Source organism: Mesorhizobium sp. CA15 (genome assembly GCF_020165215.1).
Lineage (GTDB): Bacteria > Pseudomonadota > Alphaproteobacteria > Rhizobiales > Rhizobiaceae > Mesorhizobium.
Genome location: NZ_JAIUHQ010000002.1, coordinates 18,221 through 43,003 on the forward strand (window position 1 = coordinate 18,221; position 24,783 = coordinate 43,003).

26 protein-coding genes are annotated in these 24,783 nt (G+C 65.8%); 11 read left to right on the forward strand and 15 right to left on the reverse strand.

Going from position 1 to position 24,783, the window contains the following annotated elements; genetic code table 11:
- Positions 1-18: 18 nt before the first annotated feature.
- The 4 genes from LB515_RS03610 to LB515_RS03625 all read right to left on the reverse strand — a co-directional run bounded on the left by LB515_RS03610 (position 19) and on the right by LB515_RS03625 (position 3,663).
- Positions 19-993, reverse strand: a complete 975-nt coding sequence (locus LB515_RS03610; protein ID WP_224544914.1) for a PfkB family carbohydrate kinase — start codon at positions 991-993, stop codon at positions 19-21.
- Positions 993-2,021 (reverse strand): ADP-ribosylglycohydrolase family protein, encoded by a 1,029-nt coding sequence (locus tag LB515_RS03615; protein WP_224544915.1) that lies wholly within the window; start codon positions 2,019-2,021, stop codon positions 993-995. Before LB515_RS03615 ends, LB515_RS03610 begins: the two co-directional genes overlap by 1 nt.
- A 2-nt stretch (positions 2,022-2,023) precedes the next feature.
- A complete protein-coding gene (locus tag LB515_RS03620; RefSeq protein WP_140838923.1) occupies positions 2,024-2,749 on the reverse strand; it encodes a GntR family transcriptional regulator in 726 nt (241 codons plus the stop codon).
- 143 nt (positions 2,750-2,892) lie between these two features.
- Positions 2,893-3,663 carry an IclR family transcriptional regulator C-terminal domain-containing protein gene (locus tag LB515_RS03625; RefSeq protein ID WP_224706778.1) on the reverse strand — a complete coding sequence of 257 codons (771 nt, stop codon included), beginning with the start codon at positions 3,661-3,663 and terminating at the stop codon, positions 2,893-2,895.
- A 102-nt stretch (positions 3,664-3,765) separates the two neighbouring features.
- On the opposite strand from LB515_RS03625, the gene LB515_RS03630 reads away from it, so the two are divergent.
- Genes LB515_RS03630 through pcaF form a run of 3 tightly spaced genes read left to right on the forward strand, consistent with a single transcriptional unit; the run spans position 3,766 to position 6,629 of the window.
- Positions 3,766-4,623, forward strand: coding sequence for a CoA transferase subunit A (locus tag LB515_RS03630; protein ID WP_224522916.1), 858 nt, complete (start codon positions 3,766-3,768; stop codon positions 4,621-4,623).
- Positions 4,620-5,423, forward strand: coding sequence for a CoA-transferase subunit beta (locus LB515_RS03635; protein ID WP_140838927.1), 804 nt, complete (start codon positions 4,620-4,622; stop codon positions 5,421-5,423). Before LB515_RS03630 ends, LB515_RS03635 begins: the two co-directional genes overlap by 4 nt.
- Positions 5,424-6,629 carry a 3-oxoadipyl-CoA thiolase gene (gene pcaF / locus LB515_RS03640; RefSeq protein WP_140838929.1) on the forward strand — a complete coding sequence of 402 codons (1,206 nt, stop codon included), beginning with the start codon at positions 5,424-5,426 and terminating at the stop codon, positions 6,627-6,629.
- Positions 6,630-6,642: 13 nt separating this feature from the next.
- Here pcaF and pobA read toward each other — a convergent pair whose 3' ends face one another.
- From pobA to pcaD, 6 genes are read right to left on the reverse strand one after another with little or no spacing between them, the layout of a single operon-like run.
- The gene (gene pobA / locus LB515_RS03645) at positions 6,643-7,815 is read right to left on the reverse strand and encodes a 4-hydroxybenzoate 3-monooxygenase (RefSeq protein ID WP_224706779.1); all 1,173 of its coding nucleotides are present in this window, start codon (positions 7,813-7,815) and stop codon (positions 6,643-6,645) included.
- The gene (locus tag LB515_RS03650; protein WP_224706780.1) at positions 7,815-8,867 is read right to left on the reverse strand and encodes a 3-carboxy-cis,cis-muconate cycloisomerase; all 1,053 of its coding nucleotides are present in this window, start codon (positions 8,865-8,867) and stop codon (positions 7,815-7,817) included. Before LB515_RS03650 ends, pobA begins: the two co-directional genes overlap by 1 nt.
- Before the next feature lie 11 nt (positions 8,868-8,878).
- Positions 8,879-9,493, reverse strand: coding sequence for a protocatechuate 3,4-dioxygenase subunit alpha (pcaG, locus tag LB515_RS03655; protein WP_224706781.1), 615 nt, complete (start codon positions 9,491-9,493; stop codon positions 8,879-8,881).
- The gene (gene pcaH / locus LB515_RS03660) at positions 9,493-10,245 is read right to left on the reverse strand and encodes a protocatechuate 3,4-dioxygenase subunit beta (protein ID WP_224706782.1); all 753 of its coding nucleotides are present in this window, start codon (positions 10,243-10,245) and stop codon (positions 9,493-9,495) included. The genes pcaG and pcaH overlap by 1 nt, the downstream gene beginning before the upstream one ends.
- Positions 10,238-10,636, reverse strand: a complete 399-nt coding sequence (gene pcaC / locus LB515_RS03665) for a 4-carboxymuconolactone decarboxylase (RefSeq protein ID WP_140838939.1) — start codon at positions 10,634-10,636, stop codon at positions 10,238-10,240. Before pcaC ends, pcaH begins: the two co-directional genes overlap by 8 nt.
- Positions 10,629-11,441 carry a 3-oxoadipate enol-lactonase gene (gene pcaD, locus LB515_RS03670; protein ID WP_224706783.1) on the reverse strand — a complete coding sequence of 271 codons (813 nt, stop codon included), beginning with the start codon at positions 11,439-11,441 and terminating at the stop codon, positions 10,629-10,631. The genes pcaC and pcaD overlap by 8 nt, the downstream gene beginning before the upstream one ends.
- A 92-nt stretch (positions 11,442-11,533) precedes the next feature.
- Between pcaD and pcaQ the strand changes: the two genes are divergently transcribed.
- The 8 genes from pcaQ to LB515_RS03710 all read left to right on the forward strand — a co-directional run bounded on the left by pcaQ (position 11,534) and on the right by LB515_RS03710 (position 19,655).
- Complete coding sequence (gene pcaQ / locus LB515_RS03675) at positions 11,534-12,451, forward strand: pca operon transcription factor PcaQ (RefSeq protein WP_224706784.1); 918 nt, start codon at positions 11,534-11,536, stop codon at positions 12,449-12,451.
- Positions 12,452-12,632: 181 nt separating this feature from the next.
- The gene (locus LB515_RS03680) at positions 12,633-13,949 is read left to right on the forward strand and encodes an ABC transporter substrate-binding protein (protein WP_224706785.1); all 1,317 of its coding nucleotides are present in this window, start codon (positions 12,633-12,635) and stop codon (positions 13,947-13,949) included.
- Positions 13,950-14,034: 85 nt separating this feature from the next.
- Entirely contained in the window at positions 14,035-14,709 is a 675-nt protein-coding gene (locus LB515_RS03685; RefSeq protein ID WP_224544960.1) for an ABC transporter ATP-binding protein, read from the forward strand.
- Positions 14,706-15,434: an ABC transporter ATP-binding protein gene (locus LB515_RS03690; RefSeq protein WP_224706786.1), complete on the forward strand. Its 729-nt coding sequence runs from the start codon at positions 14,706-14,708 to the stop codon at positions 15,432-15,434. The genes LB515_RS03685 and LB515_RS03690 overlap by 4 nt, the downstream gene beginning before the upstream one ends.
- Positions 15,431-16,327: a branched-chain amino acid ABC transporter permease gene (locus LB515_RS03695; RefSeq protein WP_224706787.1), complete on the forward strand. Its 897-nt coding sequence runs from the start codon at positions 15,431-15,433 to the stop codon at positions 16,325-16,327. Before LB515_RS03690 ends, LB515_RS03695 begins: the two co-directional genes overlap by 4 nt.
- Positions 16,324-17,385, forward strand: coding sequence for a branched-chain amino acid ABC transporter permease (locus LB515_RS03700; RefSeq protein WP_224706788.1), 1,062 nt, complete (start codon positions 16,324-16,326; stop codon positions 17,383-17,385). The genes LB515_RS03695 and LB515_RS03700 overlap by 4 nt, the downstream gene beginning before the upstream one ends.
- Before the next feature lie 2 nt (positions 17,386-17,387).
- Positions 17,388-18,173 (forward strand): coniferyl-alcohol dehydrogenase, encoded by a 786-nt coding sequence (locus LB515_RS03705; RefSeq protein ID WP_224707152.1) that lies wholly within the window; start codon positions 17,388-17,390, stop codon positions 18,171-18,173.
- Positions 18,174-18,209: 36 nt separating this feature from the next.
- The gene (locus LB515_RS03710; RefSeq protein WP_224706789.1) at positions 18,210-19,655 is read left to right on the forward strand and encodes an aldehyde dehydrogenase; all 1,446 of its coding nucleotides are present in this window, start codon (positions 18,210-18,212) and stop codon (positions 19,653-19,655) included.
- A 170-nt stretch (positions 19,656-19,825) separates the two neighbouring features.
- Here the strand turns inward: LB515_RS03710 and LB515_RS03715 are convergent, their stop codons facing one another.
- The 5 genes from LB515_RS03715 to LB515_RS03735 form a co-directional block, all read right to left on the reverse strand.
- Positions 19,826-20,698 (reverse strand): sugar phosphate isomerase/epimerase family protein, encoded by an 873-nt coding sequence (locus LB515_RS03715; RefSeq protein ID WP_224706790.1) that lies wholly within the window; start codon positions 20,696-20,698, stop codon positions 19,826-19,828.
- Positions 20,682-21,458, reverse strand: a complete 777-nt coding sequence (locus LB515_RS03720) for an ATP-binding cassette domain-containing protein (RefSeq protein WP_224706791.1) — start codon at positions 21,456-21,458, stop codon at positions 20,682-20,684. The genes LB515_RS03715 and LB515_RS03720 overlap by 17 nt, the downstream gene beginning before the upstream one ends.
- The gene (locus LB515_RS03725; RefSeq protein WP_224639443.1) at positions 21,455-22,441 is read right to left on the reverse strand and encodes an ABC transporter permease; all 987 of its coding nucleotides are present in this window, start codon (positions 22,439-22,441) and stop codon (positions 21,455-21,457) included. Before LB515_RS03725 ends, LB515_RS03720 begins: the two co-directional genes overlap by 4 nt.
- A 124-nt stretch (positions 22,442-22,565) precedes the next feature.
- Positions 22,566-23,555: a substrate-binding domain-containing protein gene (locus tag LB515_RS03730; protein WP_224522932.1), complete on the reverse strand. Its 990-nt coding sequence runs from the start codon at positions 23,553-23,555 to the stop codon at positions 22,566-22,568.
- 60 nt (positions 23,556-23,615) lie between these two features.
- Positions 23,616-24,692: a LacI family DNA-binding transcriptional regulator gene (locus LB515_RS03735; RefSeq protein ID WP_140838955.1), complete on the reverse strand. Its 1,077-nt coding sequence runs from the start codon at positions 24,690-24,692 to the stop codon at positions 23,616-23,618.
- Positions 24,693-24,783 lie beyond the last annotated feature (91 nt).

Genomic DNA, 24,783 nt, shown 5'->3' on the forward strand with positions numbered 1-24,783 from the left:
GCCCGATTGACGGGCTTGTTAAGTTGCAGTCGCTTCCGCCCGGCCGAGCGCGGTCGTCGCTTCGCCGCGCTCAGTCAGGAACTCCCGGATTTCCGTGTCGGTCGGCGCTGAGGACCCGCCATGGCGGGTGACCGAAAGCGCAGCCGCCGCATTGGCATAGCGTGCCGCCTCGCAAGCGCCCATGCCGCGCGAAAGGCCGCTGACGAAGGCGCCGATATGCGTGTCGCCGGCCCCGTTGGTGTCGACGGCTTCGACCTTGAAACCCGGCACCGCGCGGGTGCCGCCATCGGCCATGCGCACCAAGCAGCCATGGGCACCTGCGCGGATGACGACGCCTTCGGCCCTGGGGCAATGCTCGGCGAGCAATCGGATCGCGACGGTCTGGGCATCGCCGGCGCCGGCAATCTCGGCAGCCTCATTGGTGTTGCAGCTCAACCAGGTCGTACGCGCCAGAACCCTGTCCAGGATCGGCCGTGGAATGTCGGCGATCACCGGTGTCGGATCGAAGACGAAAGGAATGCCGGCCGGAAGCGCCTCGATCCAATCGGCAAGCGCGTCGCGGCTGCCGGGATAGCTCAACGTATAGCCGGAAGTAGAAACCCAATCACCCGCAACGACTTGCACTAGCTTCATCATGTCCGGCGTGAGCCGGCTCTCGGCGCCCGGCCACGAAACGAAGGTGCGCTCCGCGTCGCCGCTGATCATCGCGACGCAATTGCCGCTGTCCATCGAAGGCGATGGCGGCGTCAGCGTCTCGATGCCTTCGGCCGCGAAGGCTTTGCGCAGGAAGTCTCCGTCCGGCCCGGTGCCGAGCTGGCCGCCGAACACCACCTTCATGCCGGTGCGGCTCGCCGCCACCATCATGTTGAAGCCGCCACCGGCGACCCGCGCGTAAGCTGACGCGGTCTTTTCCGTGCCGGCCGCCGGCAGGGCGTCGATGCGGTAGACATAGTCGACCACGGCGCTGCCGACATGAACGAGGCGCCCGCTCATCAGGCAACCTCCTTGCCTGGGCCGGCCTTGGAGCCGCGTGCGGCGACCAGGTCGCCAGCCAGCGCACGGACGTCCGCGATGTCGATGCCATGCAGTTGGGCGATGCGGTCCTGCGGCAGCCTCGACAGGCCGGCGCAGGCGCCCGCCATGCCGGCGGCAATCGCCCCGATCGTGTCGGTGTCGCCACCGAGATTGGCGCCGATGACGGCTGCCCGCCACGGATCGCCTTGCGCGACCTCCAGCACGGCGAAGGCCGCCGGCACCGATTCCTGGCTGGCGACGCCGGTGCCGACCAGGTCAACGATCAGCTTGATGGCTTGCTTCTCCGCCTTGCCGCGGACAAGCTCCTGCGCCCAGACGATGCGCGCGGCGATGTCGCCGCCGGTGACCCAATGGCCGAGCGCAGCACCTAGCCTTGCGGCGGCGACCGCATGGCCGGAAGCGCCACGCCAGTCGCCGCCCGAGACACCGAGGCTGATGGCGGCTGCGACCGCCGCAGCCGATGCGATGGCGATCGAGGTGTTGTGCGTGGCCCGGCAGGTTTCCGCCACCTTGGAAACCAGAACGTCGAGCGGCTCCGGCGGCATCATGATACCGACCGGCGCGATGCGCATCGCAGCGCCATTGGTGTCGCCGCCGCGGCCGGCCTCCTCCGCGGGCACGCCGCTGTTGATGGCATCGATAGCGCGCTTGGTCGACGGCCCAAGCAGGTCGTAGCTGCCGCGCGCCTTGACCTCGCGCTCCCAGTCGAGCAGCGCGTTGACCCAGCGCGCATGATCGAAACGCTCGCCGGATTCGACGAGGATGCGGCCAAGCAGCAGCGCTTGTTCCGTATCGTCGGTGATCGCGCCGGCGGGCAGCCCTTTCGACACCGGGTGATCGGCGGCAGGCGCGACGAAATCCTCGACATGGCCGTAGAGCTCGGCGATACGGGCCGGCGACAGAAGCTGCGTCGGCATGCCCAGCGCATCGCCCAGCGCCCCGCCGATCAGCGCGCCCATAGCCCGGTCCATCGCGTCGGCCGCCATGCTCAGAACTCCAGGTGCAGCGCGAAATGCGCCGGGTTGAGCAGGCTGGTGACGAATTCGATGGCGCGCCCATCGGCGGCGCGTGTCAGGCGGCGTGTGCGCAGGAACGGCGTGCCGGGCGCGCAGGCGAGGATGGCTGCGTCGGAAGCGCTCAGCATCTCGATGTCGACCCATTCCTCGCCGTGATCGGGAACAAGCCCTGCCCCGCGCAGCGTCTGGTGCAGCGAGCCTTCGCGCAGGCCGCGCAGCGGTATGTCTTCCAACTCCGGCGACAGCGGCAGCCGGCTGCGCTCGATCGAGATGGCATGGCCGTCGTCGGCGTTGGTGCGGGCACGATCGACGGCGATGAAGGACGAGCTCTCGACGCCGAGCCTGGCCGCCAGTTCGGCGTCCTCGATGATCTCGAGCCGCAACGTGCGTGTCTCGGCATTGGCGCCCGCATTGGCAAGCGCGCGCGACCAGCCGATCGCGTCGTCGACCGGCATGCCGTCGAAGGTGACGAATGAGCCGATGCCGACCTTGGTGGTGATCAGCCCGCGGCTCGACAGTTCCTCGAGCCCCTTGCGGACCGTGTTGCGGCTGACGGAAAAGCGCTGGACGAGCTCGTTTTCGCTCTGCAGGCGGTCGCCGAAGCCGAGCAGGCCGGAGCGTATCTCATGCTCCAGAACCGTCGCGATCTGCTCGGGCTTGCCCGTGCCGGGAGTGATCTGCGTCGCGCGACGGGCCATATCGATACCTGTTCAGTGAACCTGTATAATCCTGTTCAATATCGGATTTGAATTCCCCCGTCAACGAACCTTCATCACCATTCAAGAACGGAAGGAGGACCGGGCGCAGAATGAACGTGCGGCGGCAACCGGAGACGCGCCGCTCAAGCGAAGAAGAACTCCTCCACGCGCTGCTTGGCCTGGCGCAGCACCGGCAGGATGTCGCGCTCCATCGCCTCGACCGAGAAACGCGCCGACTGCGTCGAGACGTTGATGGCGGCGACGGTGCGGCCGGCGCGATCGACGATCGGCACCGCGATCGAGCGCAGGCCGAGTTCCAGTTCCTCGTCGACGATGGCGAAGCCCTCCGCCCTCGCCTTGTCGATGGCCTTGCCGAGCGCGTTGCGGCCGGTGATCGTCTTCGGCGTCCGCCGCTCGATGGTCGCTTGCGCCAGGAAGGTCTTCAAGTCGTCCGCCTCCAGACCGGAAAGCAGCACCCGCCCCATCGAGGTGCAATAGGCCGGCAGCCGCGTGCCTACATCGAGCGCGACGCTTAAGATCCGCCGTCCGGGGATGCGCGCAACATAGACGACGTCCTCACCCGATAGCACCGCCGCGTTGCAGGCCTCGTCGAATTTGCCCGCCACCTCGCGCATGATCGGCGCCGCGAACGTCCAAAGCGATGCGCCGCCGAGCCAGGTCCGCGCGACGGTCAAAAGGCGCGGCGACAGCGAGAACAGCCGGCCGGACTGCGTCGCATAGCCCGTGGCGACCAATGTCAGCAGAAAGCGGCGGGCGCCCGCGCGGGTGAGATCGGCCTCTTCGGCCATCTGGGTCAGCGTCATGCCGGCCGGATGGCGCGCAAGGATTTCCATCACTGCCAGGCCGCGTTCCAGCGAGCCGACGTGGTCGCGCGAAATTACTTCCTCTCCCACGAGCGCCTCCATGCCGGCGTTGACTCAATGCAGAGCTCGGAGTTAGAAATATCTCATACAAAACAGATGTTCGCAATGCGAACTTTTTCGTGGGGTCTGGAGATGGTCAAGTTCCTGCCGCTGAAAGAGGCGGTCGCGGAAAACCTGCATGACGGCGATACGGTCGCCTTCGAGGGCTTCACTCATCTGATCCCGACCGCCGCCGCGCATGAGGCGATCCGCCAGGGCTTTCGCGACCTGACGCTTATCCGCATGACGCCCGACCTGATCTATGACCAGATGATCGGCATGGGCATGGCTAGGAAAATCGTCTTCTCCTATGTCGGCAATCCCGGCGTCGGCCTGCTCAGACGCGCCCGCGACGCCATCGAGAACGGCTTTCCCCGCGCCATCGAGATCGAGGAGCACAGCCACGCCGGCATGGCCAATGCCTATGAGGCGGGCGCCGCCGGCCTGCCTTGTGCGGTGTTCCGCGGCTATCGCGGCGCCGGTCTTGCCGTGGTCAATCCAAACATCAAATCCGTCACCTGCCCTTTCACGGGCGAGGTGTTGGCGGCCGTTCCGGCGATAAGGCCGGACGTCACCTTCATCCACGCGCAGAAGGCGGACCGCAAAGGCAACGTGCTGGTCGAGGGCATTATCGGCATCCAGAAGGAGGCTGTTCTTGCCGCAAAGCGCGCAGTGGTGACGGTCGAGGAAATGGTCGACAGCTTCGACGAACTCCACCCCAATCTCACCGTGCTGCCCAGCTGGACGATCGCTGCGATTTCGGTCGTGCCCGGTGGCTCGCATCCCTCCTACACGCATGGCTATTACGAGCGCGACAACGCCGCCTATCTCGAATGGGACGAGATCGCCGCCGACCGCGGTCGCTTCCAGGCGTGGATGCAGCAGAACGTCATCGAGAGCAGCCCGGATGACTTTGCCGGCCGCATCGAACATCTGAGGAAAGCCGCATGAGCGACGCGAAGGAGATTGGTTTCACCCCGAACGAGATGATGACGATCGCCGCCAGCCGCGCCTTGAAGAGCGACGATGTCTGCTTCGTCGGCATCGGCGCGCCGTCGGCCGCCTGCAACGTCGCGCGGCTGACGCATGCGCCGGATATCACCTTGATCTATGAGAGCGGCACCATCGGCACGGCGCCCGACGTGCTGCCGCTGTCGATCGGCGACGGCGAATTGTGCGAGACGGCGGTCACCACCGTCGCGGTGCCGGAGATGTTCCGCTATTGGCTGCAGGGCGGCCGCATCTCGATCGGCTTTCTGGGCGCCGCCCAGCTCGACAAATTCGGCAATATCAACACCACCGTCATCGGCGACTATGCGCATCCCAAGACCCGCCTGCCCGGCGGCGGCGGCGCGCCGGAGATCGCCACTTCGTCAAAGCAGGTCTACATCACCATGGCGCAGTCGAAGCGCGGCATGGTCGAAAAGGTCGACTTCTTCACCTCCTTCGGCCATGGCGATGGCGGCGATCATCGCAAGCGGCTCGGCATCGATACCGCCGGGCCAACGCTTTTGATCACGGACCTCGCCATCTGGAAGCCGGACCCTGTGACCAAGGAATTCACAGTGGTGTCGCTGCACCCCGGCGTCACGCGCGAGCAGGTACAGGAGACCTGTGGCTGGACGGTCAAGTTCGCGGAGGCTCTTGACGAGACGCCGGCGCCGACGGAACTCGAGCTGAAGACATTGCGCGACCTGCATGTCCGCACCAAGGCGGCGCATCAGGGGATCGCCGAGGGGAAAGCTGCCTAGATGACTGAAGCCTTCATTTGCGACTACATCCGCACGCCCATCGGCCGCTTCGGCGGCTCGTTGTCCTCCGTCCGCGCCGACGACCTCGGCGCCATCCCGTTGAGGGCCTTGGTCGAGCGCAATCAGGGCGTCGACTGGGCGGCCGTCGATGATGTCGTCTATGGCTGCGCCAACCAGGCCGGCGAGGACAATCGCAATGTAGCGCGCATGGCGCTGCTGCTTGCCGGCCTGCCGCAGGACATCCCCGGTTCGACAGTCAACCGCCTGTGCGGCTCGGGCATGGATGCCGTCACCATCGCCGCACGCGCCATCAAATCGGGCGAGGCCGAGCTGATAATTGCCGGCGGCGTCGAATCGATGAGCCGCGCGCCTTTCGTCATGCCGAAGGCCGACGCCGCCTTTTCGCGCAACGCTGAGATCTACGACACCACCATCGGCTGGCGCTTCGTCAACCCGCTGATGAAGAAGCAATATGGCGTCGAGTCCATGCCGGAGACCGGGGAGAACGTCGCCGAGGATTTTTCCGTTTCCCGCGCGGACCAGGACGCCTTCGCGGTGCGCAGCCAGGACAAGGCCGTTGCCGCTCAAGGCAGCGGCCGGCTGGCGAAAGAGATCACGTCCGTGACGATCCCGCAGAAGAAAGGCGATCCGGTCGTCGTCTCGAAGGACGAGCATCCACGCGCCGGCACCACCGTCGAGACCCTGGCCAAACTGCCGGCGCCATTCCGCCAGGGCGGCAGCGTCACCGCCGGCAACGCGTCCGGCGTCAATGACGGTGCGGCGGCCCTCATCATCGCGTCGGAAGCGGCGGCGAAGAAGTATGGCCTGACGCCGATCGCCCGCATCCTCGGCGGCGCCGTCGCCGGTGTGGCGCCGCGCATCATGGGCATCGGTCCGGCCCCGGCCACCGAGAAGCTTTGCGCCCGCCTCGGTCTGACGCCCGAGCAATTCGATGTCGTCGAATTGAACGAAGCTTTCGCCTCGCAAGGCATTGCCGTGCTGCGCCAGCTCGGCATCGCCGAGGACGCGGCGCACGTCAATCCGAATGGCGGCGCGATCGCCCTCGGTCATCCACTCGGCATGTCGGGCGCGCGCATCACCGGCACGGCCGCGCTCGAGCTGCGCGAACGCGGCGGCAAGCTGGCTTTGGCCACCATGTGCATCGGCGTCGGCCAGGGCATCGCCCTCGCGCTGGAGCGGGTTTGACCAGTCGGGCAGATCAATAGGGCAAGCCGACGTAGTTTTCGGCGAGCGCGGTCGATGCGGCTCTCGAATGCACGAGGTAATCGAGTTCGGCTTCCTGGATGCGTTGGCCGAACTCTCCCGTCTCCGGAAAACGGTGCAGCATCGTTGTCATCCACCAGGAAAAGCGCACCGCTTTCCACACCCGCGCCAGCGCCTTGGCCGAATAGGCGTCGAGCCCGGCGTCTGACTTTTCGCGGTAGAATTCACGAAACCCGGCAAACAGATAGCGCACGTCGCTGGCCGCGAGGTTGAGGCCCTTGGCGCCGGTCGGCGGCACGATATGGGCGGCGTCTCCAACCAGGAACAGCCGGCCGAAGCGCATCGGCTCGGCGACGAAGGAGCGCAGCGGCGCGATCGACTTCTCGAACGATGGGCCGGTGGTGACGGCGGCAGCGGTCGCCGGCGGCAGGCGGCAGCGCAACTCGTCCCAGAAGCGGTCGTCGGACCAGGCCTCGACGCGCTCCTCGGCGGGAACCTGCACATAGTAGCGGCTGCGCTGTGGCGAGCGCATCGAGCAGAGCGCAAAGCCCCGCTCATGGTTGGCATAGACCAGCTCGCGGTCGGCCGGCGGCACCTCGGCCAGCACGCCCAGCCAGCCGAACGGATAGTGGCGCTCGAACGTCTTCAAGGCGTTTTCCGGCACTGATCTGCGGCTGACGCCGTGATAGCCGTCGCAGCCGGCGATGAAGTCGCAATCGATGCGGTGCGTGACGCCGTCCTTCTCGTAGGTGACGAAGGGCGACGTGCCATCGAAACCATGCAGCGCGACATTCGACGTTTCGAAGAAAGTCACCAAGTCCGCCGCCTCGCGCTTCCGCATCAAATCGAGCGTCACCTCGGTCTGGCCATAGACAGTGACATGCTTGCCGCCGGTGAGCGCGGTCATGTCGATGCGGTGCGCGCGGCCGTCGAAGGCGAGCGAAATGCCTTCATGCGGCAGGCCCTGTTCATAGAGCCTCTCCGCCGCGCCTGCTTCGCCGAGCAGGTCGACCGTGCCTTGTTCGAGCACACCGGCGCGAACGCGGCCAAGCACATGCTCGCGGCTCGACCGCTCGAGGATGATCGTCTCGACGCCAATCGTGGCAAGCAATTGGCCGAGCAGCAGCCCGGACGGCCCCGAGCCAATGATGGCGACTTGCGTGCGCATCAATGACCGAGGCTCTCGATCTGTCTGGCCAACTCGGCTGCAAGCCTGAGCGCGGCCGCCGTCGCCACGACCATTTGCGGCAGGATGAGCCATTCCAGCGTCCAGGCCGAACCCGAGCGCTCCTGCTCATGCACCAGCGCCTGGTGCATGCCGGAAAGCTGGACGGCATTGAAGCGGGCGAGGGCCACCAGGGCTTCCGCCTTCACGGGATTCTGCTTGTGCGGCATGGTAGATGAACCGCCGCCGCCGGACAGCTTGATGTCGGTTCCCGCCTGCGCCATCAGTGCAACGTCCTTCCCGAACTTGCCGAGGCTGCCGGTCACCAGCGACAGCCAGCCGGCGAACTCGGCGAGCGCGTCGCGCTGATTGTGCCATTGCGGCGCGTCGGCAAGGCCGAGCTTCGCGGCAAGCGCGGCGCGCACTGCGGCGGCCTTGTCGCCGAGCTTTTCCAGCGTGCCGGCGGCGCCGCCGAACTGCACCGCCAGCAGCCGGCCGGACAGCTCCTTCAAACGTTCCTGGTGACGCTGGAGCGGCGCTCGCCATGAAGCGATCCGGTCGGTCACGACGATCGGTATGGCCGGCTGCATGCGCGTCACCGCCATCATCGCCCTGCCCTCGAAATCCTGTTCGAGACCGGCGAGCCGCACGACGTTCTCGCTGAGCAACAGGCCGACATGCTCGACCGCCCCGCTCAGGCGCAGCACCAGCGATGTATCGATCACATCCTGGCTGGTGGCGCCGAAATGAACGAATGCATCGTGCGGCACGCCAACAGCAGCCTTGATCTGTCGCACCAGTTCCGGCACCACGACGCCGTCGGCGGCGACGCCGGCGCGCAGCTTCGCCGTATCCGGCCGGAACGCCGCCAGCGCCTTCGAGATCGCCGTCGCCGCATCGCGGGAAATCGCGCCGCACTCGGCCTCCGCCTCGGCCAGCGCCCGTTCGAAGCTGAGCATCGCGGCGATGTCGGCTTCGACGGAAAAATGTCTGGCCGCCTCTTCGTCGCCGAGCAGGCCAGAAAGCAGCGGGTGATCAAAGGGCGAAACGGTCATGGCGGCCACGGTCAGCTGTCGAAGAAGACCGTCTCCTTTTCGCCCTGCAGGTGGATGTCGAAGACGTAAGTATCGCCCCGGCGCTCGGCGATCAGCGTCGGCACACGCAGGCGATGCTCGATGCGGGCGAGGATCGGGTCCTCGGCATTGGCCTTTTCCTCGTCGGAAAAATAGAGCCTGGTGTGCAGGCCGACATTGATGCCGCGCGCCACGATCCACAGCGTGATGTGCGGCGCCATCAGCCGGCCGTCGCGAAACGGCACGCGGCCCGGCTTGATTGTCCGGAACAGGCAGACGCCCGTTTCCATGTCGGTCGGCTGCCGGCCCCATCCAGGGAAATTCGGATCGGCGGCGCCGCGCAATTCCGACGGCGAATTGTAGAGCCCGTTGGCGTCCGCCTGCCAGATCTCGATCAGCGCATCCTTGAGCGGCGTGCCGGTGCCGTCGAACACGCGGATGCGCAGCTCGATGCGCTCGCCCTTGGTTTGGTCGTTGATCATCGATGAGCCAAGGTCGTTCGCATAGACGCCGCCGATGCCGCAGAAATTGGGCGTCAGCCCGATATGCACGTAAGGGCCGGCGGTCTGCGAAGGGCTTTCCTTCAACCGGTCGAGCGACTGCGCCATCAATTGCCCTCCGGCCTGTTCTCGAACAATGTCGAGCGGCGCCCGCGCAGCACGATGTCGAACTTGTAGGCGAGCGCATCCATCGGGATGGTCGACTGCATGTCGAGCGCGGCGATCAGCGCCTCGATAGCTTCCCTGTTGGAAATACCGCCGACGATCGGACAACGCCAGATCAGCGGATCGCCCTCGAAATACATCTGTGTGATCAGCCGCTGCGCGAAGCCATGACCGAACACGGAAAAATGGATATGCGCCGGCCGCCAGTCGTTCGGCCCATTCGGCCACGGATAGGGCCCGGGCCTGACCGTGCGAAAGGCGTAGCTGCCGTCTTCGCCGGTGATCGTGCGGCCGCAGCCGCCGAAATTCGGATCAAGGGGGGCGAGATAGGCGTCCTTCTTGTGACGGTAGCGGCCGCCGGCATTGGCCTGCCAGAATTCGAGCAGCACGCCAGGCACGCCCTTGCCCCGCTCGTCGAGCACGCGTCCATGGACGATGATGCGCTCGCCGAGGGCGCTCTCGCCAGGCCTGCCGAAATTGTGGATCAGGTCGTTGTCGAGCTCGCCGAGCATCGCGTGCCCGAAGACCGGTCCGGTCAGTTCCGACAGCGTGTTGTCGAATGCCACCAATGCCCGTTGGGGCGAGCGCAGCACCGAGCTCTTGTAGTTCGGCGTGAAGGCGGCCGGATGCCACTGGTGGTCGCGCTGGAAGAAGGCGCCGGTCTCGGGTGAACGGTTCGAGCCTCGCTCAGCCATGGGCGGCTCCGTCCATCTGCGCGAACACCTCCTTGGCAATCTTGAAGGCGCGGTTGGCTGCTGGCACGCCGGCATAGACGGCGACGTGCAGGAAGGCCTCGCAGATGTCGTCCCGCGTAGCGCCTGTATTGGCGGTGGCGCGCACATGCATGGCCACCTCGTCGTCATGGCCGAGCGCGGCAAGCAGGGCCAGCGTCACGATCGAACGCTCGCGCTTCGACCAGCCCGGTCGCGCCCACACCGTTCCCCAGGCAGCCTCGGTGATCAATTGCTGGAACGGCCGGTCGAAATCGGTCGCGGCATCCTCGGCGCGGTCGACGTGGGGATCGCCAAGCACGGAGCGGCGGACCTCGAGACCCGTCCGGTAGCGGTTCTTCGTGACATCATCCATGGGCAGACGTTTCCTCAGGCAATGAGGTGACGAAATCGCGGATCAAGGTGACGAGCGCCTCGGGCTGCTCGATGCACGGGATGTGCGCGGCATCGCGGATCATTTCGAAGCGGGCGCCTGGAATCAGATCCGCCAGCGAGCGAACAAGATCGGGTGGCGTCGAGCCGTCCTGATCGCCCACGATGCAGAGCGTCGGCGCAGTGATACGCCGCGCCGCGTCGGTAAGATCGGCATCGCGCACCGCCGCGCATGTCCCGATATAACCAGGCAGCGCCTGCCTAATCAGCATGTTGCGGCAGCCGGCCAGCTCGGCGGCGCGCGCTGCATGGAAATCCGGCGTGAACCACACTTTCAGCACGCCGTCGGCGATCGCCTCTATGCCGTCGCGCTCGACGGTCGCGATGCGCGTGTTCCAGCTCTCATCCGTGCCGATCTTGTGCGCGGTGTCGCTGAGGATCAGCGCCTCCACGCGTTTGGGATCGCGAGTATAGAGGCGCTGCGCGATCAGGCCGCCGACCGACAGGCCGAACAGCACCACCTTGTCGAAACCGAAATGATCAATGAGACCCAGCAGGTCGTCGACATGGTCGTCTATCGAATGAACCCCGTTGCCTATGTCGGACAGGCCGTGACCGCGCTTGTCGTAGACGAGCATCGGCATTTCGCCGATCAGTTTCGCGACGACATCGTCCCAGATCCGGAAATCGGTGCCGAGCGAATTGATGAAGATGATCGGACGCGAAGTGCCGGTCGCCTCGATGTAGCGGTGGTGCAGCGTGACGCCGCCTATGCTGACGAATGGCACGGTTCCGATCCTCCAAAGCCACATTGCACCAGCGGTTTGGTTCGGTAAAATGATATTTTGCGGCGTTTCATTAACTCTGAGGTTATCGAACCATGGCCGAAAGCCGGATCCGCTTCCGCCATCTGCAGGCCTTTCTCGAAGTCGCCCGGCAAGGCAGCGTGGCGCGCGCGGCCGACTTCCTGCATGTCAGCGCGCCGGCTGTGACCAAGACCTTGCGCGAGCTGGAAGAAGCGCTGGGTGTCGCCGTGGTCGAGCGCGACGGGCGCGGCATCCGGGTCACGCGTCTCGGCGAAATCTTCCTCGGCCATGCCGGCTCGGCGATCTCGGCGCTGAAGCGCGGCGTCGATTCCGTGCGCCAGGACGGCGCTCTCCATCGCGACCCGATCCGCATCGGCGCGCTGCCGACGGTGTCGGCCCGCGTGATGCCGCTCGCCATGAACCTGTTCCTCGAGGAAAACACCGGCGCCGCGCTCAAGATCGTCACCGGCGAGAACGCCGTGCTGCTCGAACAGTTGCGCGTTAGCGCGCTCGACCTCGTCGTCGGCCGGCTCGCGGCGCCGGAGCACATGACCGGCTTCTTCTTCGAACATCTCTATTCCGAGCAGGTGCTGTTCGTGGTGCGGGCCGGGCATCCCCTGTCGGAACCCGGGGCAGACATCTTCGCGCGGCTCGACGACTTCCCCGTCCTGATGCCGACGCGGGAATCCGTCATACGCCCCTTTGTCGACCGGCTCTTCATCACCAACGGCATGACCGCGCCCGCCACGGAGATCGAAACCGTTTCCGATTCCTTCGGCCGTTCCTTCATGCGCCAGAGCAATGCGGTATGGATCATCTCGGCCGGCGTCGTTGCCAATGAGATCGCCAGCGGCGCTTTCGTCGCACTGCCGGTGGATACGGAGGAGACCAAAGGGCCGGTGGGTTTGACCATGCGCACCGACACCGCGCCCTCGCCCGCCTTCACCATCCTGTTGCAGACGATCCGCGAAGCCGCGCGGCACCACGCCTGACGATCGAGCTAGCAGTTCGAATTTCGCTAACCCAGCGGTTAATAAAACACCGTAAAATATCATTTTACCGAACCAAACCGCTAGTGCAATGTGATCTCCGGAGGATCGAAAGCCGTGCCGTCCGGCCGCAAGCGGAAGACCCGTTTGCCGTCGTGTCGAACGGCGACTGAGGGAGGAGCAGATGTCTCATAATATCGGCAGCAAGCCCGCCATATCGGGCATTTCACGACGCCAGTTCATTGCTACATCGATGGCCGGTGGCGCAGCACTTGCGTTCGGCCGCGGCAAGGCTTTCGCGCAGGCCGCCGACACGCTCAAGGTCGGCTTCGTCAGCCCGCGCACCGGCCCGCTCGCCGGCTTCGGCGAAACCGACGGCTATGTGCTTGACCTCGCCCGCAAGGCCCTTGCCAACGGCATCGAGCTCGGCGGCAAGAAATACAGCGTCGAGATCCTCGACCAGGACACCCAGTCGGATCCGTCGCGCGCCGGCCAGTTGGCAAAAGACCTGATCAACAACCAGGCCATCGACCTGATGCTGGCCGTTTCCACGCCCGAGGTGATCAACCCGGTCGCCGATGCCTGCGAGGCGGCCGGCGTGCCGTGCCTCTCCACCGTCATGCCGTGGGAGGCGTGGTATTTCGGCCGCGGCGCCAAGCCGGGCGCGCCCTCGCCTTTCAAATGGACCTATCATTTCGGCTTCGGCGTCGGCGAATTCTTCAAGACCTATATTTCGCAGTGGAACCTGATCGAGACCAACAAGAAGGTCGGCGTCATGTATCCGAACGACGCCGACGGCAACGCCATTCGCGCCAACCTCGCGCCGCTCCTGGCCAAGCAGGGTTTTACGATCGTCGATCCCGGCGCCTATGAGACCGGCACAACCGACTATTCCTCGCAGATCGCGCTGTTCAAGCAGGAAGGCGTCGAGATCTTCAACTCCTTCCCGATCCCGCCGGACTTCGCCGCCTTCTGGCGCCAGGCCGCGCAGCAGGGGCTGACCCGGCAGATCAAGATCGCCCAGGTCGCCAAGACCGGCCTGTTCCCCTCCGACATCGAGGCGCTCGGCGATCTCGGCATGAAGATCTCGAGCGCCGCCTATTGGCACAAGGCCTTCCCCTACAAGTCGCCGCTGACCGGCGTCCCCGGCACCGAGCTTGCCGACGGTTACGAGGCGGCGAGCGGCAAGCAGTGGACACAGCAGCTCGGCGCCTCGATGTCGCTGCTCGACGCCGGCTTCGAAGCCCTGAAGGCGAGTTCCAACGCCAAGGACAAGGCGGCGGTCGCCAAGGCACTGAGCGTGCTGAAGACCGAGACCATGATCGGCAAGGTCGACTTCACCAGCGGCCCCGTCGCGAACGTGTCCCCCGGCCCGATCATTGGCACGCAATGGGTCGCCGCCAAGGAAGGCTCGAAATTCCCGCTCGACTATGTCGTGACCGAGAACGCCACAGACCCGAACGTGCCGGTTGGGGCCAAGCTCCAGCCTTACAACGGCTGATTAAGTCGGGGACCGCATCGTGAACGCGACGCCCAACGGTGCCGTCCTCAGCGCCGCCGGCATCCACAAGCGCTTCGGCGCGCTTGTGGTGCTCGACGACATCGACTTCGCCATGGGCGCCGAGGAAGCGGTCGGCATCGTCGGCCCGAACGGCGCCGGCAAGACGACGCTGCTCAGCGTGCTTTCCGGCGCCTATCCGCCGAGCGCCGGAACCATCGCCTTCAAGGGCGATGACGTGACCACGCTGCCGGCCACGCAGCGCTGCCGGTTGGGCCTGGTGCGCACCCATCAGGTACCGAAACCCTTCGGCGGCATGACCGTCTTCGAGAATGTCTTCGTCGCCGCCTCGCACGGCGCCGGACTCGGCCGCGACGAGGCTTATGAGGAAGCGCTCGGCTCGCTGAAGCTCTGCGGCATGCTCAGCATAGCCAACCGCCGCGCCGAAACGCTCGGCCTGCTCGACCGCAAGCGGCTGGAGCTCGCCCGCGCGCTCGCCGCGAAACCGACGCTGCTTCTGCTCGACGAGATCGGCGGCGGCCTGACCGACGGCGAGGCGGGCGAGCTCGTCGAGACCATCCGCGAATTGCGCCGCCGCAGGATAGGCATCGTCTGGATCGAGCACATCGTCCACGTGCTTTTGCAAGTGGCCGAACGGCTGATCTGCATGGACGCCGGCAAGATTATCGCCGACGGCGAGCCGCAGGCGGTGATGGCCGACCCGCAGGTGATCAGCGCCTATCTCGGCGGAGGCCCGAAATGAGCCTGCTGTCGGCCGAGGATCTCGTTGTCCGCCACCGCCTGCTGCAGGCGGTGCGCGGCGTCAGCTTCAGCCTCGAGCGCGGCGAGACGCTGGCGCTGGTCGGCGCCAACGGCGCGGGCAAGACGACGCTGCTGCGCGCAATCGCCGGCGCGCACCAGGCGGCCTCGGGCCGTGTGGTCTTCGACGGCGACGATCTCTCCGGTGTGCCTTCGCATGAACGCGTCCGCAAGGGCATCGCCCTGGTTCCCGAAGGCCGGCGGCTGTTCGTGCAGATGACGGTCGAGGAAAACCTTCTGCTTGGCCGCACTGCCGGCCGCCCCGGCGACTGGAGCGTCGAACGCGTGCTCGACACCTTCCCCAACTTGAAGCCGCGCCGCCATGCCAAGGCCGGGCATCTTTCCGGCGGCGAGCAGCAGGCGACCGCAATCGGCCGTGCGCTGATGAGCAATCCCGATCTGCTCCTGCTCGACGAGGTCTCGCTCGGCCTGTCGCCGCTGGTCGTCGACCGCGTCTATGCCTCCCTGCAGGGGTTGATCGGCTCCGGCACGACGATCATCCTGGTCGAGCAGGACCTTAACCGCGCGCTCTCCGTCTCCGACAAGGTGATCTGCATGCTGGAGGGCCGGATCGTCCTTGCCGGCGACAGCAAGAGCGTGTCGCGCGACGAGGTGACCAAGGCCTATTTCGGCCTGCACCGGAAGGGCGCCGGAGGCGTGCCGGCATGATGAACCAGATTGTCCAGGGCGTCCTGCTCGGCGGCTATTACGCGCTGATCGCCTGCGGCCTCTCCTTCATGTTCTCGGTGATGCGCATCATCAACCTGGCGCATGGCAGCCTCGCCGTGCTGTCGGCCTTCGCGCTGTGGCTGCTCGCCTCGCGCTTCCACATCTCGCCATTTCTGGGCCTGCTCGTCGTGCTGCCGCTGATGGCCGCGATTGGCTGGGCCCTGCAGCACTTCCTGCTCGAGCGCAGCGCGCGCGGCGGCGCGCTGCTGCCGATCCTCACAACCTTCGGCCTCGCCATCGTCATCGACAATGTGCTGTTCGAACAGTTCGGCGCCGACACGCGCTCGCTGGCGCCCTTCATCGGCAGCCTGTCCTACGATTCCTGGGAATGGCCGGGCAGCCTCTATGTCGGCAAGCTCGCGGTGATCATCTTCGTCACCGCCGTCGTCCTGCTTGGTGGACTGCAACTGTTCCTCACCCGCACCGGGTTGGGCCGCTCGATCCGGGCGACCTCGGAAGACCCTGATACCGCCGGCATTGTCGGTGTCGACGCGCGCCGCTCCATGGCAATAGCCGCGGCAATCGCCATGGTCACGGTCGGTCTCGCCGGCGCCTTCCTGGGCATGCGCGCCACTTTCGATCCCTATGCCGGCGCAACGCAACTTCTGTTCGCCTTCGAAGCCGCCGTCATCGGCGGCGCCGGCTCGCTCTGGGGAACGCTGATCGGCGGCATCGTGCTGGCGCTCGCCCAAACGCTCGGCGCCAGGATCCATCCGCAAGGTTTCCTCATCGGCGGCCACGTCGCTTTCCTGATCGTGCTGTTCATCCGGCTCTACACTTCCGGCCTCGGCCTGCACAGCTTGCTGCGCCTCTCCACGCGGAAAGCCTCATGAGCGCCGCCTCCCTGGTCATCGAGCGTGGCACGGCCGCTTCGCGCAGCGCCGGCATCGGCGTTTTGACCATCATTCTGCTGCTCGCCGTCGCGCCGCAATTCCTGTCGGCCGGCGCGGTCGATCGCATGACGGCGCTGTTCATCTATGTGATCCTCGCCGCCATGTGGAATGCGCTGGCCGGTTTCGGCGGGCTGGTCTCGGTCGGCCAGCAGGTGTTCTTCGGCCTCGGCGCCTACTTCGCCATCCGCCTCGCCAATGCCGGGCTCAATCCATTCGTCTCGCTCTTCGTCTCGGCGGTCATCGTCGGCGCCGTGTCGTGGCCGATCTCGTTGTTCATGCTGCGCTTGAGGAACGGCGAGTTCGCCATCGGCATGTGGGTGATCGCGGCGCTCACCCACCTGCTCGTCAATCTCGACCGGCTGATCCAGGGCGAGACCGGCACGTCGCTGATCTCGCTCAACGTCTACGATGCATCGACACGCCGGCTGACCATCTACTGGCTGGCGCTGGCGTCGATGACCGCCCTGCTCGCGATCCTGTTCGGTCTGCTGCGCGGCAGCACCGGCGCCGCCATTCGCGCCATCCGCGACAATGAGGATGCGGCGGCCTCCGTCGGCGTGCGCGTCACCGGCACCAAGCGGCTGCTCTTCATGCTCGCCGCCTTCGGCATCGGCGTCGCCGGCGCGCTGTGGCTGGCCACCGCGACCACCTTCCAGCCGAAGACCTATTTCAACGTGCAGTGGACCGCTTACATGATCTTCATGGTGCTGGTCGGCGGCATCGGCACCTTCGAGGGCGCCATCCTCGGCGCGCTGCTCTTCTTCCTCATCGAGACCTGGTTCGGCGGCACCGGCGTCTGGTACCTGATTGGGCTCGGCGCCACGGCACTGGTCTTCTCGCTGCTCTTGCCGCGCGGCCTCTGGGGCACGCTCGAAGAGCGTTTTGGTTGGCGCCTGCTGTCGGTCGGCTACCGCGTCAGGCTTCCCGCCAGCGTGGCGGATCCGACCGGCGAGGCCATTTCACCAGCACCCACTGCGGCACACAGCGAGAAGGCATGAGCATGCTGTTCGGCAAGACGATCCTCATCACCGGCGTCGCCTCGGGCATCGGCGCCCGCACGGCGGAACTCGCGGGCCAACTCGGCGCCGACGTCATCGGCGTCGACCTGCGCGAGCCGGCCGGACATCAGGGCGTCTTCGTCAAGTCCGACATCTCGTCCAAAGCCGGCGTCGACGACCTCGTGGCGCGGTTGCCGCAGCGCATCGACGCGCTCTGCAACGTCGCCGGCCTTTCCGGCAATATGGGCGCGGCGCCGACGCTCGCCGTCAATTTCTACGGCCTGCGCGCGCTTTCCGAGGCGCTGGCGCCCAGGCTTCGCGAAGGCGGCGCCATCGTCAACGTTGCCTCCATTGCCGGCTACGGCTGGCGCGCCAATCTGAACCGCGCTGCCTCGATGGTCAGCATCGAAGGCTTTCCCGACGTCGCCAAGGTGATTGCCGACCATGCGGTGAAGAACGAGGAAGGCTACCCGGTCTCGAAGGAGCTTTTGCTCCTGTGGACCTTCCGCGCCGCGCATCACGACCTGTTCAAGAGCCGTGGCATCCGCGTCAACGCGGTCAGCCCCGGTCCGGTCGAGACGCCGATCCTGAAACAGTTCCGCTCGGTCCTCGGTGACGCCAAGGTCGACAGCGATATCGCGCGCGTCGGCCGCGCCGGCACATCGGGCGACATCGCGCCCGTCGTGCTGTTCCTGTGCTCCGACGGCGCGCGCTGGATCAACGGCGCCAACGTGCCGGTCGACGGCGACCTCGAAGCGTCGATCAACGCGGAAGTGCTTGGCTTCTAATTTTGCAACGCTCCAGCGAAAGCGAGGGAGAAACCCATGGACATCGGACTTCTGATTGACGGCGACGAAAGGGCGGCGACCGGCAAAGCCTCTTACGAGCGCCTGGACCCCTTCACCGGCAAGCTCGCGACGCGCGCCGCCGCCGCAAGCATTGCCGACGCCAACGCCGCGGCAGATGCGGCGGCGGCAGCCTTCGACGCCTGGTCGAAGACCGGACCTGGCGAGCGCCGGATGCTGCTTCTGAAGGCGGCCGACGTCATGGCCTCGAAGGTCGGGGAATTCACCAAGCTGATGACGGAACAGACCGGCGCCACCGAACCCTGGGCGGGCTTCAACGTCATGCTGGCGTCCAACATGCTGCGCGAGGCGGCGGCGATGACCACGCAGATTTCCGGCGAGGTTATTCCATCCGACAAGCCGGGCACGCTCGCCATGGCGATCCGCCAGCCGGCAGGCGTGTGCCTCGGCATCGCGCCGTGGAACGCGCCGGTCATCCTCGGCACGCGTGCGCTGGCGATGCCGCTCGCCTGCGGCAACACGGTGGTGCTGAAGGCCTCCGAACTATGCCCCGGCACGCATCGTCTGATCGGCCAGGTGCTGGTCGAGGCCGGCCTGCCCAAGGGCGTGGTCAATGTCGTCACCAACGACCCGAAGGACGCCGCTGCAATCGTCGAGACGCTGATCGCGCATCCGGCGGTCAAGCGCATCAACTTCACCGGCTCGACCAAGGTCGGCCGCATCATCGCCGAGCTCTCGGGGCGGCACCTCAAGCCGGCGCTGCTCGAGCTCGGCGGCAAGGCGCCACTGGTCGTGCTGGACGACGCCGACATCGACGCTGCCGTGAATGCCGCGACCTTCGGCGCCTTCATGCATCAGGGCCAGATCTGCATGTCGACCGAGCGGCTGATCGTCGATGAGAAGATCGCCGACGAGTTCGTCGCCAAGCTCGCCGCGCGTGCCTCCAAACTTCCGGCCGGCGACCCGCGCGGTCATGTCGTGCTCGGCTCGCTGATCAGCAGCCAGGCGGCGGATAAGATGGAGGAGCTGATTGCCGACGCGACCGCGAAGGGCGCAACGCTCGCGGCCGGCGGCAAGCGGACAGGAACGGTGGTGGAAGCGACGCTCCTCGACCACGTGACGCCCGCGATGCGCGTCTATTCGGAAGAGTCGTTCGGTCCGGTGAAGCCGGTCATTCGCGTGAAAGGCGAGGACGAAGCGGTGCGCGTCGCCAACGACACCGAATACGGCCTGTCGTCCGCCGTGTTCAGCCGCGACATCCGCCGCGCCATGGCCGTCGCCGCGCGCATCCACGCCGGCATCTGCCACATCAACGGCCCGACCGTTGGCGACGAGGCGCAGATGCCTTTCGGCGGGGTCAAGGGTTCGGGCTATGGCCGCTTCGGCGGCAAGGCCTCGATCGCCGAATTCACCGACCTGCGCTGGGTGACGATCGAGGACCCGGGGCAGCACTACCCGTTCTAATTGGCCGCTTCTTCCTTCTCCCCTGTGGGAGAAGGTAGATCGGCGCGCAGCGCCGAGACGGATGAGGGGTGTTCCAGCGGAGTGAGACGCTGGCTTTCCCTGGAGCACCCCTCATCCGACCTCGCTTCGCGAGGCCGCCCTCCCCCACAAGGGGGAAGGAAGAAATGCCCTCACCCCAGCGTCAGCCCGGCCTTCCTCGCCTCCTCGCGCAAGAACGGCAGTCCGACCTCGATCACGTCGCGCGGATCCTCGGCCACCGGCCGCCACACGGCGAGCCCGCCGGCAATGTCGACATCGACATGGTTCATGCTTTCGAGCGTGATTGCGCCCTGGTAGCCGATGTCGGCGATGGCCTTCATGCAGGCCGCCCAGTTGAGCATGCCTCGTCCCGGCACGCCGCGGTTGGCTTCCGACACATGCACATAGCCGAGATAGGGCACCGCCGCCTCGAAACCGGAAGCAAAGCTCTCCTCCTCGATATGCATGTGGTAGGTGTCGAGATGAATGAAGATGTTGGGCGCGCCGATGCGCTCGATGATCTTTGCCGCGTCGATGCCGCGGTTGATCAGGTGCGTCTCGTATCGGTTGCAGGGCTCGATGCCGAGCTTCAGGCCGCGAGACTTCGCCGCCTTCGCCGCGCGTTCGAGGAAACGGCACATACCGTCGATTTCCCTTTGCGTCGGCGCGCGGCCGGTGGTCTTGCCGATCGTGCCGTAGGTGACGCCGCCGAGCGCTTCGGCGCCGACCTCATTGCAGACCCGGAAAGCCGGTTCGAGGAAATCCAGCGCCTCGTCCGGCCGTTCGACCACATCGAGCGCGCGCGGCAGGCCGAGCGAGGGGACCAGTTCAACACGATAGTGATTGGCAAAGCTGCGCGTCCGCTTGGTGTCGATCTCCTCAGGCCGAAGCAAAGGGATCTCCATCAGCCCGATGCCGTATTCCTTGAGCCTGTCCATCTGCGGCTCGATGCGGGCAAGGTCCCAGACCGGTGCGATGGCGAAAGTGTGCAGTCCGAAGGTGTTCATGTCAGCCTCGTTGCTCATGCGCCGCCGCTGCGGCCGTATCGCCGCCGCCGACGATGCGGCTGACGACTTCGTTCATGTTGGTCCTGGCGGTGACGAGATCGGCGTCCGCCCTGCCGTGGCGCAGCACGACGATGCGGTCGGTGACTGACAGCACGTCGTTCAGCCGGTGCGAGATCAGGATGACGGCGATGCCTTCGGACTTCAGCCGCCGGATGAGATCGAGCACGCTCTGCACCTCGCGCACGGCAAGCGCCGCAGTCGGTTCATCCATGATGACGAGCTTCGGATTGAAGGTGAGCGCGCGCGCGATCGCCACCGTCTGCTGCTGGCCGCCGGAGAACGAACCGACCGACCGGTTTATCGACGGCAGATGCGCGCCCAACCGCTCGATCATTTTCGACGCTTGGCGATCCATCTCGCTTTTGTCGACGAAGCCGGGGAACAGGCCGAACAGCCTTTTCGTCGGTTCGCGACCGAGGAAGATGTTCGACGCCACGTCCTGTTGCTTGGCTAGAGACAGATCCTGGTAGATCATTTCGATGCCGAGGCGCCGCCGCTGACCGGGGTCCAGCGCCAGGATATCCTTGCCGTCGAACTCGATCGAGCCGGTGTCGGCACGGTAGATGCCGGTGATGGTCTTCATCAGCGTCGACTTGCCGGCGCCATTGTCGCCGACCAGTCCGACCACCTCGCCGGCCGCGACCGAAAGATCGACGCCATGCAGCACGTCGACCGCGCCGAAGCTTTTGCGGATGCCGCGCAGCGAAAGCAGGATCATACGCGCGACTCCTTCCGCACCTGGTACTGGTCGATGAAGACGGCGAGGATCAGCACCGCGCCGATCGCCATCTGCTGGTAATAGGATTGCACGGCAAGCAGCGTCAGACCGTTCTGTAGCACGCCCATGATCAGCGCGCCGATCATCGTGCCGAGGATCGAGGCGCGGCCGCCGAACAGGTTGGTGCCACCGATAATCGCCGCCGTGATCGCGGTAAGCTCGTAGTTGATGCCGGCCGTCGGATCGCCGGCATTGACGCGGGCGGTGAAGAGCAGGCCGGCGAGCCCGGCAAGCGCGCCCGACAGCGTGTAGATGATGCGGCGGTGATGCTCGACACGGATGCCGGCCGCGCGGGCAGCTCCTTCACTGTCCCCCAGCGCCAGCGTGTGTCGGCCGAAGCGCGTATAGGCGAGCACCGCATGGGCGACGATGGCCGTCAGCACCAGGATGATCACCGGCATCGGGACGCCGAACGGCCGCCCCTGCCCGATATAGACGATCTCGGGCGGCAGGCCGTAGATCGCCCTGCCCTTCGAGATGACCAGCGCCAAACCGCGCGCCAGGCCTAGCATGCCGAGCGTGACGATGAAAGCCGGCACGAAGGCGCGGGTGACCAGTTGCCCGTTGATGTAGCCGGCGATCCCGCCGGCCAGGATGCAGGCGACCACTGCGAAGACCGACGGCCAGCCGAGATTGACCGCCACGAAAGCGCCTGCGACGCCCGCAAGCCCCATGACCGAGCCGAGCGACAGATCGAGCCCGCCGGAACCGATGACGAAAGTGGCGGCGATCGCCAGCACGCCGATCGTCGAGGTCGCGAGCAGGATGTTGAGGAAATTGCTGAGCGACAGGAAATAGGGCGACAGGAGCGCCATTGCCGTGCTCAGCGCCAGAAGCACCACCAGCGACTCCAGCCGGATGTGGAGCCTTTCGACGGATGCTCGCTGCACCCGAGCCCAGAAGCCGGGCTGTTCAGAAGCCATGTTTTCTACCCTTCGGGTAAGGGAGTAGGGGAGTAGGTTAGTAGGGGAGTAGGGAAAGATGGGCGAAGCGCAAACCGCGCTCCCCTACTCCCCTACTGCCTTACTCCCCTACTCCCTTCCTTCCTCACTTCACATATTGCAGCATCGGTTCCTTGCCGGCGTCGAGCACGTCCTTGGTCAGCACCAAAGTCGGCACGGCAATGCTTTCCGGAACCTTCTCGCCGCCGAGCGCCTTCTTGACGTTCTCGACCGCCTGCTTGCCGACCAGATAGGGAAGCTGCGCCACCGAGGCATTGAGGCGGCCTTCCTTGATCGATTTCACCGCATCGACATTGCCGTCGACGCCGATGATCGTCACCTGCGAACCCTTGCCCGCCGCATAGACCGATTCCACTGCACCAAGCGCCATGCCGTCGTTCGCGCAGAAGATGGCGACGAGATCAGGATGCGCGGTCAGCGTGTCGGTGGCGATCGAAGCGGCCTTGCCGCGGTCCCAGTCGCCCGGCAGCGAAGCGACGATTTCGAGGCCGGGCGCCAGCTCCTTCAGCTTGTCGGCAAAACCCTTGGCACGCTTCTCGCCGGTGATGTTGCCGGACAGGCCTTCGATCACCAGCACCGGACCCTTGGCGTCCTTGCCGAGCTTGTTGGCGAGATACTCCGCGCCCTGCGCGCCGGCGGCGATGTTGTCGGAGCCGATATGGAAGGTGACCTTGACGCCTTCCTTGTCGAGCACCGCCTGGTCGAGATTGTTGTCGAGGTCGACGATCTTGATGCCGGCGTCCTGCGCCGACTTCAGGCAAGGCAAAAGGTTGGTCGAGTTGATGGCCGCGGTGATCATCGCCACCGGCTTGCGCTCAAGCATGGTGTTGCAGAGGTTCAGCTGCGGTTCGGCTGCCTGATCGCTCTCGGCCGCCTGCTGGAAATACTTAACCCCGGCTTCCTTGGCGCCGTCCGCGACGCCCTGCGCCATCGCGCCCCAGAACGGGTTGGCCAGTGTCTTCATCAGCACGCCATATTCGCCGTCCTCGGCCTTGGCAACGCCGACGGCGGAAAACGCAAGCGCGACGCCCACGGCAAGGGTAAATCGATTTATCCTTGGGAAATGCGATATCATTCTATCCTCCGTTGATCCTTGGCGCCGGATGCCACGGCCAGGGCCGGCGCATGCTTCCGCTCACGACAATGGGGGCTGTTGTCGGTCTCCTCCCCCGGAATGCGGACCGCTGCCTGGCGAGCCAACGGATTCCCGCATCAACACCTGGCAGGGCTCGAGCCGCGCCGTGGGTGGTCCCACATCACCCTCGACCCTGCGAAACAAAAGGTTCATCGCCTCGCTGGCAATCCGGTGCACCGGCTGCACCACGGCGGCGATCGCCGGCCATGTCACCTGCATCCATTCGGCATCGTCGAAGCCGACCAGCGAGATGTCGTTCGGGCAATGCCAGCCACGCCGGCGGAACTCGGACAGCGCGACGAGCGTGCCCTTCAAAAGCAGCGAATAGACGGCGGTCGGCCGCTCTCCCCTGGCAAAGTAATCGCGCAGCGAGGATCGCAGCGGCTCGACGCTGACTTCCGAGGTGATGACGTCGATGCGCACCGATGGGTTGAGCGCCAGCGCCTGGCTGCGAAAACCTTCCAGGCGCGCGCGCACCGTCGCCGCCTGCTCCGCAAGGCCGATGACTAGGATGTGGCTGTGCCCGTTGCCCACCAGCATCCGCGCCACTTCGGCGCTGGCGGAGGCGCTGTCGGCCGAAACGGTGTCGAACGCGTCGTCGGACAAGACTCGGTCGATCAGCACGCCGGTCATCCCGTGGGCTTTCATGAAGGCGGCCGCCGGACCATGCTCGTTGCGCACAGGCGCCAGCACGACTCCGGCAACGCGCCAGTCATGCATGCGGGCAAGGATTTCCTTTTCGCGCGCCTCCGATTCACGGCTCGATGCGGCGACTAGTGTGTAGCCGCGCTGCTCGGCAAGGCCTTCGAGCTCGGTGACCATCTGGCCGAAGAACTCGCTCTCGAACTCGGGCATGATGGCGCCGATGATGCGGCGCTTGGCCCTGCGCATATCGGAAGCTAAAGGATCGACGCGATAGCCCAGATGCTCGACGGCATCGAAAACACGCTGCGCGTTTTCGGGCTTGACCGTGGTGACGCCGGCCAGCACCTTGGAGACGGTGGCCGCGGACACGCCGGCATGGCTTGCCACGTCGTGGATCGACGGACGCCGCTGCCGGGTTTGGTGTTGTGCCATTGACCTCCTCCCGAGGGCAGGCAGCCGATTTTGTGCCTCGCTATTGTAATCGATAAATCGATTTTTCGTTCTTGTAAATCGTTTCATCGGG